The following is an 18345-nucleotide window of genomic DNA, read 5'->3' as shown; positions in this document are numbered from 1 at the left end:
GACATCTTCCTTTATCTCAAAGTAATCCAGCTATCTAAAGCATTTCAGCTGTTTAGGCGGAATCCGGCATCACCAGCGTCACCAGCATCGTAAGCGCTGCAACATGGGGTGCTGCCGGCGGGACACCTGATGAAATTAGTCAATATCCACCTGGGCCAGGTAGTCAGGCCCTTTTTCTGTAATGAAAAGCTTGCGGCCCGGCAGGTTGTTCCCCAGCAGCACGTCAAACATTTCCTTGGTGGCGGCAGCCTCAGAGGGGGTGACCTGAATGAGTCGGCGGGTTTCAGGATTCATGGTGGTTTCCCACATCATCTGGGGTTCGTTTTCGCCCAGTCCTTTGGAACGCTGCAGGCGGAAGTTGCCCTTGATCTTTTTCAGAATCTGTTCCTTTTCCCGTTCGTTGTAGGCGAAATGGGTTTCGCTCTTTTTCAGATCGGTGATTTCAAAAAGGGGAGATTCAGCAATGTACACATAGCCTTCTTCAATGAGCTGGGGAGTGAGCACATACAGCATGGTGAGAATCAGGGTGCGAATCTGAAAACCGTCCACGTCGGCATCGGTGCACAGAATGATCTTATTCCACCGCAGCTTGGTGATATCAAAGGTGGCCAGGTCAGAATGGCGGGATTTGATTTCAACGCCACAGCCGATGACTTTCAATAAATCAATGATGATATCGTTGGCGAAGATCTGCTGATAGCTGGCCTTCAGGCAGTTGAGAATTTTACCGCGTACGGGGATGATGGCCTGAAAATCGGCATCCCGGCCCATTTTGGTGGAGCCAAGGGCCGAATCGCCTTCCACGATGAACAGCTCCCGCTTATCTGGGTCTTTGCTGCGGCAGTCCACAAACTTTTTCACCCGGTTTCCCAGGTCCATTTTGCCGTTTAGCTTCTTTTTGATGTTCAGCCGTGTCTGTTCCGCGGTTTCCCGGCTTCGCTTATTGGTGAGCACCTGCTGCAGAATCTTCTCCCGGTCCTGTTTGTTCTCAATGAAGTAGATTTCCAGCTTTTCCTTGAGGAGGGCCGTCATGGCCTGCTGGATAAACAGGTTGCTGATGGATTTCTTGGTCTGGTTGGCATAGCTGGTCACCGTGGAGAAGGAATTGGAGAGGAGGAGCAGGCTGTCTTCGATATCGGTGAAAAGAATTTTTTTCTCGTTCTTACGGTAGAGATTCTCATCCTTTAAGAACTGATCAATGACCGCCACGAAGGCATTTTTCACCGCCCGGTCGGGGGCACCGCCATGTTCAAGAAAGCTGGAGTTGTGGTAGTACTCAATGAGGGGCTGCTGATTGTTAAAGCAGAAGGCGATTTCCATTTTCACCTTGTACTCCGGTTTGTCTTCACGGTCACGGCCGGTGGCGGTACGAGTGAGATGGCGTACTTCGGTGAGTTCCTGCTCTTTGCTGATCTCCCGGATATAATCCAGAATACCGTTGGGATAACAGAAGGTCACGGTTTCATCCGTCAGATGGTCGTGAAAGAGAAAGGTGATGCCGGCATTTACCACCGCCTGGCGCTTCAGGGTTTCCAGAAACCATTCCCGGGGAATGGCAATTTCGGTGAACACATCAAGATCCGGCAGCCAGTGGATCCGGGTGCCGGTTTCGATGGAGGAGCCGGTGAGTTTCTCGCTTTTCAGACCTTCTGGGTTAAGGCCTTTCTCAAAGTGGAGGGTATACCGGTGGCCGTCCCGCACCACCTCTACATCCATGAAAGTCGATGCAAACTGGGTGGCACAGGCACCCAGGCCATTGAGGCCCAGGCTGTATTCGTAGGTGAGGCCAGTCATGTTCTGGTATTTGCCGCCGGCATAGAGTTCGCAGAAAACCAGTTCCCAGTTGTAGCGTTCCTCCCGGGGGTTGTATTCCAGGGGAATGCCCCGGCCATGGTCGGTGACCTGAATGGAGTGGTCGGCAAACCGCTCCACTTCAATGGTGTTGCCGAAACCTTCCCGGGCTTCATCAATGCTGTTGGCCAGAATTTCAAAAACGGCATGCTGGCAGCCGCTGATATCGTCGGAACCAAAAATGACACCGGGGCGCAACCGCACCTTGTCGGGTCCTTTCAGGGAAGAAATGCTGTCGTTGTTATAGGCTTGCTGGGTTTTTACCATAGGTTCGTTCCTTTCCTGTGAAAATCAAAGTCCATGTATGATCATATCACAAGTGGCTGCGATATTTCAAAAGACGGTTTCTTTTCCGATGCCATTATAATACATCAGACCAAAAGATGATAGTTGTTTCATAGAAAGAAAAACCGCCTCAGTGAATGGGGCGGTGAGGATGAAGACGAATGCGAAGACGAAGGCGCGAAAGGGGGAAAGTTACTCGGTGGCGGCAGGGGATTCACAAAAGTATCGCATGCTGGTTTTTTTCAGTTCCCGGAGGCTGGTAAGCAGCTGGTAGTGCTGAATGCCGGTTTCAGCCGCCAGCTCCTGAACGAAATCAAGGCAGGCAGCTTCGCTGGTGCCGTGAATCATGGTAAACAGGTTGAAGGGCCAGTTGGGTCGGGTGGGGCGCTGGTAACAATGGGAAATCTCAGGGCGGGCAGCCATGTGATGACCTGTGGCGGTGATCAGGTGCTCCGGCACCTGCCACACCACCATCACATTATGGGTGTAGCCCACCTGATGGTGCCGAACCACGGCTCCCAGGCGTCTGAGAAGGCCTTTTTCCTGAAAGAGGCGTACCTTTTCCAGCAGGGCTTCTTCAGAGAGATGCAGCTGTTGTGCAAGGGTTTCGTAGGGGTTAAGGGTTTGGGGCAAATCCTGCTGCAGGGCTTTGATGATTTCTTTATCCAGTGACGTCAGGGTCATGAAGGGTCTCCTTTCGGAAGTTGAGTGATTCTGAGGATGCTGGTGGAAAGGGGTGTCCTGGTTCATCCATTAATAGGGTGCCGGCTGATTATATTCCATCTCAATGACTTCAAAGCGAAACCAGTTGAAGTCTCCTTCAGGTAGTTTCCAGGTGACTTCTCCCTTAGTCGGAACCATCATGCCATCAAAGGAGCGATAATCACTGACGGGAACCGCCCATGTGTGCAGACGAAAGGCACCGTTAAATTCTCCATAACGTTCAGCCTCGAACTTCACGGCAGCGCCATCACTGTTGAAAGTGAAGATGCCAGAGGCCTGTACATCTTCGTAAGTCATGGTCGCTTTCGCATGAGTGTCATCAATTGTTTCCCAGACGATGTAATCTTCCAGGGCGGCTGACGGAAACCACATGGTCTCAGCTAGATATCGCAGCATTGTTCCCTGATCAATTTCCGCTCCTTTGGCATCGGAGAGGGTGATCAAAGAAAGGGGTTTAATCAGCATGTTTCCATGACCGTGATCATATTTGTCTCTTGCGGCAATATGGATGAACGGAGCGGCCTGAACACGTGCTCTCCAAATGAATCCAGGTTTTTCAGAGGCGAAATATTGCTCGGCTTCCACAGGCAACCATGACTGATCTTTTCCCAATCTCATGGAGGCTGTCTGCTTCAGTCGAACAGCGGAAATTTTCTCTCTACCGACAATCCCACTGTATTCCAGCCATGCCTGCACATTCTTCGGCAAGCCCTCAAGATGTTCCTGAGTCACAAGTTCATCATAATGCTGCACCTGATGAAAGAGACTTTCCACTTCCTGCTTCACATGCTGCTGAAAGAAAAGATGGGCGATGCCTGAAGCGGCCACCAAGGTTAACAGGAGCACCACAAGGACAATGCCAGTTTTAAGAGCGATTCTTTTTATCATGGGATCCTCCAGTCAAGAAAAAAATGAATGTGCTTATGTAATGTGCTTATGTAAGGTACTTGATTTCAGGAATGAGGTTTTCGGCAGCACAAAACCAGTGTTTCATATTCAGCAAGCGCCAGCGGCTCAAAGCTGGAACTGCACCTTGATTTTGAAGGTTTGGCAGGCGGGCAGGTTCAGCAGGGACCCTGCATCAGCTTGGACCCGAAGGTCCTTTTCCAGTTGCTCAAGGGTCTCTGACAGTTTCGCGTCGGAGGGGGCAATCAGGGTAAACCACAGGTTGTAGGCGTGATCGCGCTGGTAATGATGGGTAACCCCTGGAAGGGGGTTGATCAGGGCCGCTGCCTGGGGAATCAGGTGATCGGGTACCGAAACGGCACACAGGGTACTCACATATCCCAGCTTGCGGGAATCAAAAACGCCGCCCAGCCGGCGAATGACCCCTGTTTCCCGCAAACGGTTCACCCGCTGAAAAGCTTGAGATTCAGAGATGCCTAAAGCATCTCCCAGTACCTGATAAGGCCGGGAGGCAACGGGGAAATCCCGCTGTATCAGGTTCAGCAGCTGTTGATCAATGGGATCCTGAATGGCATTCATCGCACATCCACCGCCTCTCCGCCCCGGTAAAGACACCAGGGTTCCTCAGCCATGTAATCTCCTTCATGATATACCGCCGCCCTGGCCCGGCAGCCGCCACAGGCCACTTTGTAACGGCAGTGGCCGCAGTAGCCGGCGTAATCCATGGTACGCAGTTGCTGAAACACCGGGCTGTTGGCCCAGATGTCGCTGAAGGGGGTTTGGCGCACATCACCCACCACCATGTCCATGTAGGCACAGGGCTGCACCAGTCCCCGTGGGCTGATGATGCAGTAGCTGGTGCCGGCCAGGCAGCCCCGGCCATAGCGCATTTTCAGGCCCATTTCGCTGGCAATGCGCATGAACTGAGGGGCACAGGTGGGCTTCAGCTCAATAGAGACGCTTTTTTGTTTTTCCATGATGCGGGTAATCACTGATTCATACTCTGCCGCCTGCAGGGAGGTTTCTTCCAGATTGGCCCCTCGGCCTGTGGGTACCAGAAAGAATAAATGGTGGGCCACGGCTCCCTGGGCCACGGCAAAGTCGGTGATGGCTTCCAGCTCATGCTGGTTCCAGTCCATCACTGTGGTGTGCACCTGAAAGGCCAGCCCTGCCTCTTTGCAAAGGGTCATGCCCCGCACTGCCTCCTGCCATGCCCCGGCATACTGGCGCAGCCGGTCATGGCGTGCCACGTCCATGCTGTCCAGGCTGATGCCGATGCCCATGACGCCGGAGGCTTTCAGATCCCGGGCCAGAGAAGGTGTCAGCAAAGTACCGTTGCTTCCCATCACCGGCCGCAGGCCGATCTGGGAGGCATAAGCAGTGAGTTCCACAATGTCGGGCCGCATCAGGGGTTCGCCGCCGCTGAAAATCATGATTTTAAAACCGGCTTTGGCGATTTCATCCAGCAGGTTTTTGGCTTCCGCGGTACTCAGTTCATCGGAAGCCTGAGCGCCGGCATCCCGGTAGCAATGGTCGCAGTACATATTACACTGATTGGTGGAATTCCAGGAAATGATCATTGGGAAGCACCTCCAATTTCTTCATCCGTCAGGTAACAGGCCGGGTCGGCTTCCCAAAAATCGCCGGTAACAGCTTCGGCCCGGGCTCTGAAATTGCCATTGCAACAATCCAGCCACTGGCACTGGGCACAGCGGCCCTTAAGCAGAGATTTTCGGTCTTTCAGACCGGCCTGCAGGGGATGCTCCCTGCTCTGCCAGATACTGCCAAAGGGTTTTTCCCGCACATTGCCAAAGGTAACATGCTGGGTGAACTGGTCGGGGTGCACATTTCCCAGGTGGTCCACATTGGCAAAGGCCATGCCCGACCGGTTCCCCCCGTTTTGACGCAAGAGGCTCAGCAGGCTTTCGGCCGCTGCCGGGTCTTTTTCCCGTAGCTTCAGATAAAGGTACACACCATCGGCATGGTTATCCACCGTCAGCAGCTCTTTCTTCAGGCCCCGGGCCTGAAAGTCAAGGGTGCGGTCAATGAGCAGGTCCATCAACTGTCGGGTTTCATGGTGGGTCACATCTTCCTTCATCATTTCACTTCCCCGGCCGGAATAAACCAGGTGATAAAAACAGATGCGGTCAATGCGGGCTTCTTCCATCAGATCCAGAATTCGGGGGATATCCGCGTAATTGTGGCGGTTGATGGTGAAGCGGAGGCCCACCCGCTGGCCCACGGCCACACAGTGTTCGATGCCCTCCATGGCACGGCGGAAAGCCCCCTGCTGACAGCGAAAGGCATCGTGAACCGGCTCCAGGCCGTCCAGGCTGATGCCCACATAACCCACCCCCATATCTTTCAGGCGATGGGCCGTGGCCCGGTCAATGAGAGTGCCGTTGGTGGAGAGGGTGGGGCGAATCTCCAACCGGGCGGCGGCTTCAGCCAAAGTGAAAAAATCCGGGCGTATCAGAGGTTCACCGCCGGAAAAAAGCAGCACCGGCACCTGAAAATCCGCCAGGGACTGGATAAAGGTCAGGGCCTCTTCAGTATTCAGTTCACCTTCATAAGCTTTTGGATCAGAGTTCATGTAACAGTGCCGGCAGGTGAGGTTGCAGGTGCGGGTCATGTTCCAGGCCACCACAGGCCCCAGGCCTTCCCGAACTCCGTGGGAAGAGCGGGCGGCACCGGCGGTATAACGCAGCCGGTCACCGTAATGGCTGGTACCGGTGAGAAGTTTGCTGAGACTGATCAATGGAAGTCCACCTTTCTGATTTGCAGAATGCCGTTTCAGGCTTTGGCTCACTCATTTTGAAGCATGGCTGATGCCCGGTGGCATCTGACGAAGGGTATCTGGTTGAAATGAACATTGTTGAAAGACGCATTGCTGTCAAGAGATGGAATTTAAATTTTCATGAGGTTATGTTATCATAAGACAGACACGATTCTCCGGGTGCATGACTTCACCCACTATTCATTATCGGGTGCATGACTTCATCCACTATATTCATTATTTCACCCACTATTCATTATAAAGTAGTTATGGTTTTTCGTCCAGAGAAGGAAAAGACAGATTGGAAAGGCATGACTTTGAGAGTTGAAAGGATTGTTTCCATGAAAACACCCCCCCAGCGTGATTACTTTCCCATATTGCTCCAACTCACCGGGCATCCTTGTCTGGTGATTGGCGGTGGTCGGGTGGCCTATCGCAAAATCCAGTCACTGCTGCAGGCAGGGGCCCGGGTGACGGTGATCAGCCCCCAAATGGTACCGGAACTGGAAGCGTTGGCAACGGCACACGCCGCTGACGCACAACCCGAAGGCACTGCTTCCCTCCGATTGATTCACCGCCCCTATGCCCCGGGAGACCTGCAGGGATATCGCCTGATCTTTGCTGCCACCGGCAACCGGGAAGTGAATGAAGCCTGCCGTCAGGAAGCGGAACACAGCGGTGCACTGCTGAATGTGGTGGATGTTCCTGATTTGTGTGATTTCATCATGCCGGCAGTGCATCAGCAGGGGGATCTCCTGTTTATGGTGTGCAGCCAGGGGAAAAGCCCCATGCTCACCAAGCGGCTGCGGCAGGAGCTGCAGCAACGGTATGGCCCGGCCTACGGGAGGGTGGCTGAGGTGATGGGAGAACTGCGGCAGCAGGCGTTTCAGGATCTGCCGGATATTCGCCACCGCCGGGAAGTCTTTCGACATCTCATTGAAGACGGGCCGGTGGATGAAGCCCTCACCCTGCCGCCGGAGGAAGCCCGGCAGCATCTGTGGGCAGCCTATCGGCAGATGACGAAGCAAGACGAAACTTGATAAAAATTGATGAATCGCCTTGATCAAAATGATCCATCAAAGTAGATAAATCCACCAATTTAGACAGGATGTGACGTGATGAAACCCATCATCATCGGCTCCCGGGGGAGCCGGCTGGCCTTGATTCAGGCAGAATCAGTGAAAACAGCACTGGAAGCCGCCCATTCGGGGCTGCAGGTGACCATCAAAGTCATCAAAACAAAAGGCGACTTGATTCTGGACCGAACCCTGGACAAAATCGGGGGAAAGGGTCTTTTTGTAAAGGAAATTCAGCAGGCCCTCCTGGATAAATCCATCGACCTGGCGGTTCACAGCATGAAAGACGTTCCCGGAGTGGCACCGGAAGGGCTGACCATGGCTGCTGTTACACGGCGGGAAGATCCCCGGGACGTACTGGTGACAGCCGAGGGCTTCACACCGGAAACCCTGCCCGAAGGCGCGGTGATTGGCACCAGCAGCCTGCGGCGTCAGGCCCAGATAAGGTCATTACGGCCCGACTGCCGGGTGGTTCCCCTGCGGGGAAATGTGCAGACCCGGCTTCAGAAGATGAAAGAACAGCAACTGACGGGCATTCTCCTGGCGGCAGCAGGACTGAAGCGGTTACAGCTACTGGACGAACTTCCCCACTCCCTCCTGGACCCCCAGGCCTTTGTTCCCGCCGTTGGGCAGGGAGCGTTGGGATGCGAAATCAGAGAAGCAGACGTTACCATGAAAGCGCTGCTGGCCTCCCTGGAAGATGCGGACACCCGGGTGGCCATTCTGGGAGAACGGGCGTTTCTCAACCGTTTGGAAGGGGATTGCCACGTGCCCGTGGGAGCCTTTGGCCGCCTGGAGCAGAACCAGCTGATGCTCACCGGACTGGTGGCCGCCGCCGATGGCAGCCGACGTTTACAGCAGACAGTGACGGGAGATAAAAACCAGGCGGAAGCCCTGGGACGTGCGCTGGCAGAAGATCTCATCGCCCAGGGTGCCTGGGAACTGATGAAAGCGGGTGGCAGTGATGAATAACCCCAGGATCATACCAGCGTCAGCCATAACAGAAAATACACCGACGATTTCTCTCACTGGCCCCATGGTGTACCTGGTGGGGGCGGGCCCAGGTGCTGAAGACCTGATTACCGTGAAAGGACTGCGCTGTTTGCAGCAGGCCCAGGTGGTGCTGTATGACCGCCTTTCTGGGGAAAACCTGCTGAAAGAAGCCCCGCCGGAAGCGGAACTTATTGATGTGGGCAAACAACCCGATCACCACCCCATTCCCCAGGAATCCATCAACCAGCTGCTGGTGGAGAAGGCCGGAGAAGGGAAACTGGTGGTTCGTTTAAAGGGCGGTGATCCCTTTGTGTTTGGAAGGGGTGGCGAAGAAGCCCTGGCCCTGGAAGCAGCGGGCATTCCCTTTGAGGTTGTTCCCGGCATTTCTTCCGCCATTGCAGTACCCTCCTACGGGGGAATTCCGGTGACCCATCGCCATATGAGCACTTCCTTTCACGTGATTACCGGTCACGAAGACCCGGATAAACCGGAAGAAACAGTGAACTATCAGTTGTTGGCACAGCTCTCCGGCACATTGGTGTTTCTCATGGGCGTGGGCAGGCTGCCCCAGATTACCCGGCAGCTCATGACCCATGGCAAAGATCCCCGCACCCCCGTGGCCCTGATTCACCGGGGGACCACCCCCAGTCAGAAGACTGTCTGCGGCAATCTGGCAAACATTGTGGAGCGGGTTGAAATTGCCAGGCTGAAACCGCCCTGCGTCATTGTGGTGGGAGAAGTGGTATCCCTGCAGCCCGCCCTTTCCTGGGTGGAACGGAAACCTCTTTTCGGACGCCGGGTGCTGGTGACCCGTTCCCGGCAGCAGGCCAGCGGCCTGACAGCCAAACTTACGTGGCTGGGGGCTCAGGTGGAAGAGCTGCCCACCATCGCCATTCGTCCGCCGAAAGACCCGGCAAAACTGACCAACGCCCTGGAAGACCTGGCAGTTTATGACCATCTGATCTTCACCAGTGTCAACGGGGTGGAAGCCTTTTTCCAGCTGTTGCAGGAAACCGGGCGGGATGTGCGGTGCCTGTCGCCGGAAACAGAAATCACCGCCATCGGCCAGGCCACTGGGACAGCCATTGAATCCCGGGGGCTGCGAGTGACACGAATGCCGGAAGTCTTCACCGGTGAAGGAGTATTGGAAGCATTGACACCCATTATCCGGAAGGGGCAGCAGGTGCTTCTTCCCCGGGCTGAAATCGGCCGTCCACAGCTGGTGAAAGGGCTGGAAGCTCTGGAGGCCATTGTGACCGATTTACCCGTCTATGAGACGGTGATTCCTGAAGCTGATCCGGCGAAACTGCAACAACTGGTGAAGCACCCGCCTCACTGGATCACCTTCACCAGTGCCTCCACCATCAACCACTTCATGGCCATGCTGAATCAGGCGGGGCTTCCTTTTCCCAGGGGAACCCATATTGCTGCCATCGGACCGGTGACGGCATCTGCCGTCCGGCACCATGGCCTGGAAGTGGCAGCGGAGGCAGAGCCCCATACCATTGATGCCCTGGTGGCCGCCATTCAGGCTGCTGATGTTTCCCTCAATGAACGAAGAAAGGAGTCTTTCCAGTGAATCTGACAAAACGTCCCCGCCGACTGCGGGATCATGAGGCCCTTCGGGCCATGGTGCAGGAAACCCGGGTGGATGCCGCCGATTTGATCCAACCCCTTTTCGCAGTGCACGGCACCAATATCAAAAGAGAAATCCCCAAACTCCCCGGCCAATATCACTTTTCTGTGGATCGACTGGCTGAAGAAGTGAAAGAACTCCAGTCCCTGGGCATTCGGGCTGTTCTGATTTTTGGTTTGCCGGAGATCAAAGACGCTGCCGCTTCACAGGCTTTTTCTGACGAAGGCATTGTGCAGCAGGCGGTACGGGCCATTCGAAGCCAGGTGCCGGAGATGCTGGTGATGACCGATGTCTGTTTGTGCCAGTACACCGACCACGGCCACTGCGGCATGGTGGCGGGAGATCAGATTCTCAACGACGAGAGCCTGTCGGTGCTGGCAAAAACAGCCTTGTCCCATGCCAAAGCCGGGGCCCACGTGGTGGCCCCCTCCGACATGATGGACGGCCGGGTGGCCGCCATTCGGGAAACCCTTGATGCCCACGGTTTTCAACAGGTGAGCATCATGAGCTACAGCGTGAAATATGCCTCCGCCTTCTATGGCCCCTTCCGCCAGGCGGTGGCCTCAGCCCCCCAGTTTGGCGACCGGAAAACCTACCAGATGGACCCGGCCAACCGGCTGGAAGCCCTGCGGGAGTCAGCTTTGGACATTGAAGAAGGCGCAGATATGCTGATGGTGAAACCGGCTCTCGCCTATCTGGATATCATTCGGGAAGTGAAAAACAAGTTCTCTCTGCCCCTGGGAGCTTACCATGTGAGTGGTGAGTACGCCATGGTGAAAGCTGCCGTCGCAGCAGAGTTGCTGGATCACGACAAAATCATGGTGGAGATTCTCACCAGTATCAAACGGGCTGGAGCCGATGTGATTCTCACTTATTTTGCAAAAGACATGGCCCGGCTGCTTCAACAGAAAGGCCAGTGATCTCTATGAACCCTGAGAAACAAAGCACTTATAAGATAGCATCGCCTGAGGGAGAGTCACCTGGGGGCACTGAGCCCGCCTCTGAATCTGCCTCTGAACCCGCCTCAGAGAGTTCTCTAAAGGCAAAAGACGGTCTCGCGGCCGGCGTTCCCATTATCATGGGATATGTACCCGTTGCCATTGCCTTTGGCGTGTTGTCCCGGAACGTGGGGATTTCTCTGCTCCACACCCAGCTGTTTTCCCTTGTGGTGTTTGCCGGGGCCAGCCAGTTTATGGCCATTAACCTCATTGCACTGGGAACGGGGATGGGGCAGATTATCCTTACCACGCTGCTGATGAACTTTCGGCATTTTCTCATGAGCGCCTCCCTGTCCCAGCGGCTGGGGCCCCAGCCCAAAACCCGGATTCCGCTGTTGGCCTTCGGTGTCACAGACGAGGTTTTTTCCGTGGCCATGACCCGGCGGGAATCCCTCAGCCCTTCGTTTGTGCTGGTACTGGAGGTCATGGCCTACCTTTCCTGGAACAGCGGCACGTTCCTGGGCTACTGGCTGGGTGACATTTTGCCCGCCATGGTACAGGCCAGCCTGGGCATCGCCCTCTATGCGCTGTTCGTCGCCATTCTCCTGCCGGAAATGCGCCGTTCCCGTCAGGTGCTGGTACTGGCCCTGGGTGCCGGGTTGCTGCATACCCTGCTGGAAAAAGCAGACCTGCTGCCGGGAGGCTGGAATCTGGTGGCAGTGATTGTGCTGGTTTCCTGGCTGGGCACTTACTGGCCTGAAAACCGGACCAAATCAGACTCTCAGAAAAAGGCAGGTGAATCCCGTGTGGCTGAATGAACCGAACCGGCTGTTGCTTTTACTGGCAGGCATGCTGCTGGCCACCTACCTGCCCCGGCTGGCCCCCTTCTTTATGATGCGGGATCTCCGGCTGGCTCCCCGACTGAAACGATTTTTGGAGCTGATTCCCTTCACAGCGCTGGGAGCACTTATTCTGCCTGGTGTGCTTACTTCGGTACCCGGCCACCCTCTGGCCATGGCCGCCGGCATCGGTGTTGCCGCAGTATGGGCCTGGTACAAGGGCGGCATCGTGGTGCCGGTGGTGGGAGCCATCGCCGTCACCTATGGGGTGCTGCTCATCGCCGGGTAGTGCGGCCAATCACAGCATTTCACCCTGCCGCATATCACACATGACGATCAACTACATGATGATCAACCAAAAGAAATGGCGGTGCCTGTGTGACAGGCGCCGCCATTTCTTTCGTACTGCTTAGATTCCTGAACCCATTCAGAGACTCTTTTTTCGATTGGCTGCGTTGGTACCGAATGGGTGCTCTTTACACAAATGATCTCATTAAAAACTGGTAAAACCGATTACCAGGTAAGCAACCAGGGCAATGCCTCCTGTGATGAGTGCGTAAGGCAATTGCGTTTTCACGTGATCAATATGGTCGGCGGCTGCACCTGTTGAAGCTAAAATGGTGGTATCTGATAAGGGGGAACAGTGATCTCCGAAAACCCCGCCACCTGCAACAGCGGCAAAGGAAGCCATTACCAATGGTGTCACAACCCCGCCTGAGAAATTGAAGGCCAGTGGCAGGGCAATGGGCATCGTAATGGCAAAGGTTCCCCAGGAAGTTCCTGTGGAGAAAGCCACTATTGCAGCGATCAAAAAGATGATAGCCGGCAATATTTGGGGCGTCAGGAATCCTTCGGTGGTTGAAATGATGAACTCAGCGGTTCCCATATCAACGCTTAACGATTTGATTGTGTAGGCAAGCGCCAATATCATAATGGCTGGAACAGCTCCTTTAATACCATTTGTTGCTGCATCCATGATGACTGTCATGGGAATTCCCTGAATCAGCATACTCACAAACATAAATATGATGACCAGCAAAAAGGCTTCCATTGTTTTGGCTGATCTGGTCAAGACATAGGTTCCTAAAGCAATGGCAATAATCAGCATCACCGGGAACAGGAAGTTCAAGAAAATTCTTGGTTTGATATCGGGGTAAGCTTCCATCTCTGTCAACTCTTTACCCACCAATGGAATGGCACCGTCACGAAGCACTTTCCCTTCGTTCATCGCTCTGTCTTCAGCTTTTTTCATCGGGCCAAAGTCTTTGATCACGCCACCAGCCACTAATCCAACAAATACGATGGTGATTAAGGCATAAAGATTAAAAGGAATCGCTTGAATGAATAATTTCATCGCGTCATCCTGCGTGACAATGTTACCAACACCAATGGCCAACCCACTTAAGAACGCCGCCCAACCGGTGATGGGAACAATAACACTGACGGGAGCTGCTCCTGAGTCGGCAATATAAGCCAGCTTTTCTCTGGAGATTTTTGCCTTGTCAGAAATATTTCGCATGGTTGAACCCACAAATAACGGGCTGAAAGAGTCACTGAAATAAACAACAAACCCTAATAACCAGGCAACCAGCGTAATGGCTTTTCTGCTCAGATTTCGATCCTGCATGTACTGGGAAAAACCTTGAATGGCTCCTGTCTTTTGGAAAAAGGCAACCAACACCCCAATAAACGTATTCAATAGCATCACCCAGGCAAAGCCAGATGTTCCGATACTGCTTCTCAATAATGCCGGAAACCCCAAAATACCTTGTCCTGCCAGAATAGTTCCTGTAATAATGGCAATCATCAAAGAGATCACCGTATTACGCGTATAAAACGACAAAGCAATGGCAATGATGGCGGGGATGATTGAAATAATCCCCATGTGGACTGGTTCCATGTTTGTTCCCTCCATTTAATTTATTTTTTAATGAAATTTGAGGACCTTGTCACTGTGGCAGGTGGTGCCGGATCCAATGCCTGATCAGTAATGCCCAGAATATCCTCTGGTTTAATCCAGGGCCTGTTTTGAAGCCCGCTGGTTTCTTCATGAGTTAAATATCCCTTGTAAGCCGTCAGACTTCTTCGAAGATAGCCATCTTTGATACAGGCTGCCTTGATTCCTAAATTCATGATGTTTCTGAAATGGGGAAGAACAGAAGCTGCGTAAGCAATGGAGGTGGAATGAGAAATAGCTCCCGGTATATTGCTGACACAGTAGTGCACAACGCCTTCTTCAACATACCGGGGATTGTCATGTGTTGTTTCTCTAAAAGTCTCGATCACGCCATAGTCGTTACTAATATCAACGATAACCGAACCCTTGGGCATCATACCAACCATTGCCCGATCCATTAAGAAATCCTTGCTGTCTTTTGGCCATTTGACACAGTTAATCACTAAATCCATCTCATGCAATAATTGCTTGATATTGTATTTGGAAGAAATGCCAGTATTCACTTTTTCATCATAAGTGGCGCCTATTTCTCTGAGGGTTGTAATATTGATATCTAAAACCGTTACCCAGGCCCCCAGAGATTGAAGAACTTGCAGGGCTGCCTTACCAACAATACCACCACCAAGAATTAACACTTTAATCCCGGGTGCGCCTGCCAGTCCATTGACAAATTTTCCGCTGCCACCATGAATTGACAGCAGTGATTCCAAACCCATCAAAGCACCTTGCTTTCCTGCGGCCTCACAATTTGGAGATCCATGTCGGTGGGAATCTTCGGCAGTAAAAGCAATCACCTTTTTATCCAACAATGCCTGTACTTCTTCAGGATGGGCAGCTGGGTGAATACAAGTGAAAATAATCTGATTTTCTCTCAACAAGTCGTACTCCACGGGCTCAATTTCTTTGACTTTAGCCACAAGGTCACAGCTGGCGTAAATCTCTTCCATCGTCTCAATCATTTCTGCTCCTGCATCTGAGTAAGACGAATCACTGAATCCGGCCAGCTTACCGGCACCCTTTTGCACAAGCACCTGATGGCCGTCATCAATCATCGTTGATACTTCAGAGGGAGTGGCAATCACGCGAAACTCCCCCACTTTGATGTCTTTTAACACGCCAAACTTCACTGGATGACCTCCTTAGAACTGAATCGATTAATTATGATACAATTTCAATTATTATGCAACTTCAATGCCAACTTTACAGAACGGTTTTTTTGATCACAAATGGCTTTGTGAAGAGGTTACAGACGACAGCTGAATAGGGTGTCTCTCAACACGAAGAATCATTGCTCATATATGGGCGCATGAGAGCTCATATATGAGCAATGATTACTTCGCCGTAACGCGATGCTCAATGGAAAACAGAAGGCAACCATTGCCTCTTCATTCAGCCATGGTTAAATACGGGGAATCATCCCGGGCTTTTGAAGCAGCAGCAGTCGTTTTTTGATAGAATGTCACAGATTCAGGTGATATAATCACAGATGAGTGCATTAACGGTTAATTTATCATACGAGGAGTCAATAAGATGAAATTAATGGAAAAGCTGTTTAATGGACGGGGATACATTGATGGTATTACGATTATCAACTTAAAGGGTGAAATTTTATTTACGGCAAAGTTCAATAATAAATTGATGAATGCTCCGGAAATCCAGTATGAGGTAGTGGGAAAAAAATTTTTAGAGGTATATGAAAATCTGAATGAAGAAACCAGCAGTACCTATCGGGCCATGACACTGGGGGTTCCAATTTATGTGGAAAACCAGGTTTTAAAATCAAAGGACAGACATGAAATCAGGATCACCTCCTTGTCCATTCCCATTAAATCGGGGAACTCAATTGTTGGAGCTGTTGATTTGTCTGTCGACGAGACAAATGCAGAAGCATTTAAAAAAGATTTAATGGCAATCAAAGAGATCCAATTATCGGATGTCGGGTCTCTAAATATGAATGCAGCTGCTTTTGAAAACCATCGGGTTGGCACTTTGAAAGGCCATGAAAGAATTGCCAAGTATTCTTTGGACAGTGTTATCACCAATAATCGGGAAATGAAGGCGCTGAAAGAGTATGTGACGGTGGCAGCCGGATGTGATTTGCCCACATTGATCTATGGCGAAACGGGCACGGGTAAAGAGCTGTTTGCCCATGCCATTCACCAGGTAAGCGAAAGAAGAAATCGCCCGTTTATTTCACAGAACTGCGCGGCGATTCCGGAGAACCTATTGGAAAGCATTTTGTTTGGCACCGCCAAAGGTGCATTTACAGGAGCGGTGGATAATGTGGGCCTATTGGAAATGGCTGATGGAGGAACTCTCTTATTGGATGAAATTAATTCCATGCCGATGCATTTACAATCTAAATTGTTGCGGGTTTTAGAAGAAGGAACTGTCAGAAGCGTGGGTTCCAAGAAAGAAATTGCGGTGGATGTCAAGATCATTGCAGCCATTAATGAAGAACCATTGAAATGTATTGAAAAAGGTATTTTAAGAAGAGATATTTATTATCGGCTGAGTGCTTTGAATATGAACATTCCACCTTTAAGGCAACGTAAAGACGATATTCCGTTACTGGTGAATTTCATGGTTCTGAAGCATAATAAGACTTTCGGTAAAAAAGTGAAATATATTTGTCAGAATTTGTTGGAAGAATTATCCAAGTATCATTGGCCGGGTAATATAAGAGAATTGGAAAATATCATCATTCACGGTATCAGTATGGCAAAACCGGAGCAGGAACGATTGAGCTATGAAGATATTGCAATGAAAATGGAAGAATTGAGACTGTATGACGGTCAAAACAAACAAACAGATATGCTGATTACACCGTTGAATGAAATGGTGCAGGATTACGAAAAAACAGCCATTCACCAGGTGTTGCGAAAAACAGATTACAATGTGTCAAAAGCAGCAAAATTATTGTCGGTGCCACGTCAGACACTGCAGAGAAAGTCGAAGCAGTATGATTTGATTTAGAGGTGAAGGCATCTTGTTTAACACCGAAACCCCACATACAATAATGTGGGGTTTCGTGGGTTTTCCTGAAGTCAGATCAGTTCTTAAAACAGCTAAAAAAGGGTCTTTTTCATAGCCGGCTGTGACGATGCAATCAGCTTTCCCTTTGTGAAATTGTACAGTACTTCCTTTTTCTCGTTCAGCACATGGTAAAAATTGTCATCGTTCATCATAATAAAGCTTGCCGGATTCCCCTCTTTGATCTGATACGCTTCCCCAAGATGTAAGGTTCTGGCCGCATTATGGGTCACAAGCATATAAGAGTTGAGGATTTCTTCATAACCCATCATCTGACAGACGTGAAGTCCCATATGAATCACATCCAACATATTTCCGTCCCCCAGAGGATACCAGGGATCAAAAATATCATCATGACCGAAAGAGACGTTGATTTGCGCTTCTAACAATTCTTTGACCCTTGTGACACCCCTTCTTTTGGGATAAGTATCAAAACGTCCCTGCAAGTGGGTGTTAACAAGGGGATTGGCAATAAAGTTTATTTCACTCATTCGAAGAATTCTGAATAGCTTTGAGGTGTAGGCATTGTTAAAGGAATGCATGGAGGTGGTATGACTGGCGGTCACTCTTTCCTTAAGACCGGATTCATACGCTCTGGTTGCAAGGGTTTCAATGAAGCGTGACTGTTCGTCATCAATCTCATCACAATGAACATCCACCAGTTTATCGTATTTTTCCGCAAGTGCCATGAGAAAATTGACACTTTCCACCCCGTACTCTCTTGTAAATTCGAAGTGGGGGATGCCGCCCACAACGTCAGCCCCCATTTTAAGGGCATCTTCCATCAGTTCTTTGCCGTTTGGAAAGCTTAAAATCCCTTCTTGGGGAAAAGCCACAATCTGTACGTTCACTTTGTCCTTCAGTTCTTCTTTTAGTTCCAGCAATCCTTCCAATGCCACTAAAGATGGATCCGTCACATCAACATGAGTTCGAACATGACCGATTCCATTTTTTGCCTGTTTACGAATGGTATTTCTTGCCCGGTCCATCACATCTTTCTTAGAAAGCTTCTCTTTTCTTTCTGACCAGCAAGCAATCCCTTCAAAGAGGGTGCCTGACAAATTCCATCGGGGATCTCCTGCAGTCAAGGCTGAATCAAGATGAACATGGGATTCAATAAATTGTGGAAGCATTAACTTTCCTTCCCCGTCAATGATTTCCACGTTGTTATCTGCTTCAATGTGATCTGCAATTTTAAAAAACTGACCATCTTTTATCAATACATCTTTTTTTTCGGATGCGTTTTCGATGCTAATGTTTTTAATCAGTATGATCTCCAACCCCTTTACCTGGAATCCTTGTGATTTTTGACAATTAGTTCATAGATGATAT

General features: G+C 51.2%; 16 protein-coding genes. 7 read left to right on the top strand and 9 right to left on the bottom strand.

What is annotated here, in order from left to right:
- Window positions 1-135: 135 nt before the first annotated feature.
- The 6 genes from QOL74_RS08505 to nirJ1 all read right to left on the bottom strand — a co-directional run bounded on the left by QOL74_RS08505 (window position 136) and on the right by nirJ1 (window position 6523).
- A complete protein-coding gene (locus QOL74_RS08505) occupies window positions 136-2118 on the bottom strand; it encodes a DNA gyrase/topoisomerase IV subunit B (protein ID WP_283409035.1) in 1983 nt (660 codons plus the stop codon).
- A 210-nt stretch (window positions 2119-2328) separates the two neighbouring features.
- Window positions 2329-2820, bottom strand: a complete 492-nt coding sequence (ahbB, locus tag QOL74_RS08500; RefSeq protein WP_283409034.1) for a siroheme decarboxylase subunit beta — start codon at window positions 2818-2820, stop codon at window positions 2329-2331.
- 69 nt (window positions 2821-2889) lie between these two features.
- Entirely contained in the window at window positions 2890-3747 is an 858-nt protein-coding gene (locus tag QOL74_RS08495) for a DUF6544 family protein (RefSeq protein WP_283409033.1), read from the bottom strand.
- Between the two features lie 126 nt (window positions 3748-3873).
- Window positions 3874-4344 (bottom strand): siroheme decarboxylase subunit alpha, encoded by a 471-nt coding sequence (gene ahbA / locus QOL74_RS08490; RefSeq protein WP_283409032.1) that lies wholly within the window; start codon window positions 4342-4344, stop codon window positions 3874-3876.
- Window positions 4341-5345, bottom strand: a complete 1005-nt coding sequence (nirJ2, locus tag QOL74_RS08485; protein ID WP_283409031.1) for a putative heme d1 biosynthesis radical SAM protein NirJ2 — start codon at window positions 5343-5345, stop codon at window positions 4341-4343. The genes ahbA and nirJ2 overlap by 4 nt, the downstream gene beginning before the upstream one ends.
- Window positions 5342-6523, bottom strand: coding sequence for a putative heme d1 biosynthesis radical SAM protein NirJ1 (nirJ1, locus tag QOL74_RS08480; protein ID WP_283409030.1), 1182 nt, complete (start codon window positions 6521-6523; stop codon window positions 5342-5344). The genes nirJ2 and nirJ1 overlap by 4 nt, the downstream gene beginning before the upstream one ends.
- Before the next feature lie 359 nt (window positions 6524-6882).
- On the opposite strand from nirJ1, the gene QOL74_RS08475 reads away from it, so the two are divergent.
- The 6 genes from QOL74_RS08475 (at window position 6883) to QOL74_RS08450 (ending at window position 12312) form a co-directional block, all read left to right on the top strand.
- Window positions 6883-7581, top strand: a complete 699-nt coding sequence (locus QOL74_RS08475; RefSeq protein WP_283409029.1) for a precorrin-2 dehydrogenase/sirohydrochlorin ferrochelatase family protein — start codon at window positions 6883-6885, stop codon at window positions 7579-7581.
- Window positions 7582-7659: 78 nt separating this feature from the next.
- Window positions 7660-8589 (top strand): hydroxymethylbilane synthase, encoded by a 930-nt coding sequence (hemC, locus tag QOL74_RS08470; protein WP_283409028.1) that lies wholly within the window; start codon window positions 7660-7662, stop codon window positions 8587-8589.
- Window positions 8582-10189: a uroporphyrinogen-III C-methyltransferase gene (gene cobA / locus QOL74_RS08465; protein ID WP_283409027.1), complete on the top strand. Its 1608-nt coding sequence runs from the start codon at window positions 8582-8584 to the stop codon at window positions 10187-10189. The genes hemC and cobA overlap by 8 nt, the downstream gene beginning before the upstream one ends.
- A 2-nt stretch (window positions 10190-10191) precedes the next feature.
- Window positions 10192-11166 (top strand): porphobilinogen synthase, encoded by a 975-nt coding sequence (hemB, locus tag QOL74_RS08460; RefSeq protein ID WP_283409169.1) that lies wholly within the window; start codon window positions 10192-10194, stop codon window positions 11164-11166.
- A gap of 5 nt (window positions 11167-11171) precedes the next feature.
- Window positions 11172-12002 (top strand): AzlC family ABC transporter permease, encoded by an 831-nt coding sequence (locus QOL74_RS08455; RefSeq protein ID WP_283409026.1) that lies wholly within the window; start codon window positions 11172-11174, stop codon window positions 12000-12002.
- A complete protein-coding gene (locus QOL74_RS08450) occupies window positions 11989-12312 on the top strand; it encodes an AzlD domain-containing protein (RefSeq protein WP_283409025.1) in 324 nt (107 codons plus the stop codon). The genes QOL74_RS08455 and QOL74_RS08450 overlap by 14 nt, the downstream gene beginning before the upstream one ends.
- A gap of 204 nt (window positions 12313-12516) precedes the next feature.
- On the opposite strand, the gene QOL74_RS08445 is transcribed toward QOL74_RS08450, so the two are convergent.
- Together QOL74_RS08445 and QOL74_RS08440 are read right to left on the bottom strand one after the other, a co-directional pair.
- Window positions 12517-13923, bottom strand: a complete 1407-nt coding sequence (locus QOL74_RS08445; RefSeq protein ID WP_283409024.1) for a Na+/H+ antiporter NhaC family protein — start codon at window positions 13921-13923, stop codon at window positions 12517-12519.
- Window positions 13924-13943: 20 nt separating this feature from the next.
- Complete coding sequence (locus QOL74_RS08440; protein ID WP_283409023.1) at window positions 13944-15107, bottom strand: alanine dehydrogenase; 1164 nt, start codon at window positions 15105-15107, stop codon at window positions 13944-13946.
- Between the two features lie 403 nt (window positions 15108-15510).
- Here QOL74_RS08440 and QOL74_RS08435 point away from each other — a divergent pair, with 403 nt between their 5' ends.
- Window positions 15511-16956, top strand: coding sequence for a sigma-54 interaction domain-containing protein (locus QOL74_RS08435; RefSeq protein WP_283409022.1), 1446 nt, complete (start codon window positions 15511-15513; stop codon window positions 16954-16956).
- A 92-nt stretch (window positions 16957-17048) separates the two neighbouring features.
- Here the strand turns inward: QOL74_RS08435 and codA are convergent, their stop codons facing one another.
- The gene (codA, locus tag QOL74_RS08430; RefSeq protein WP_283409168.1) at window positions 17049-18284 is read right to left on the bottom strand and encodes a cytosine deaminase; all 1236 of its coding nucleotides are present in this window, start codon (window positions 18282-18284) and stop codon (window positions 17049-17051) included.
- Window positions 18285-18345 lie beyond the last annotated feature (61 nt).

Origin of the sequence: Anoxynatronum buryatiense (genome assembly GCF_900182905.1) — a bacterium.
Lineage (GTDB): Bacteria > Bacillota > Clostridia > Peptostreptococcales > Tindalliaceae > Anoxynatronum > Anoxynatronum buryatiense.
Note: the sequence above shows the minus strand (reverse complement) of the source record. Positions and strands in the feature narration are given on the sequence as shown.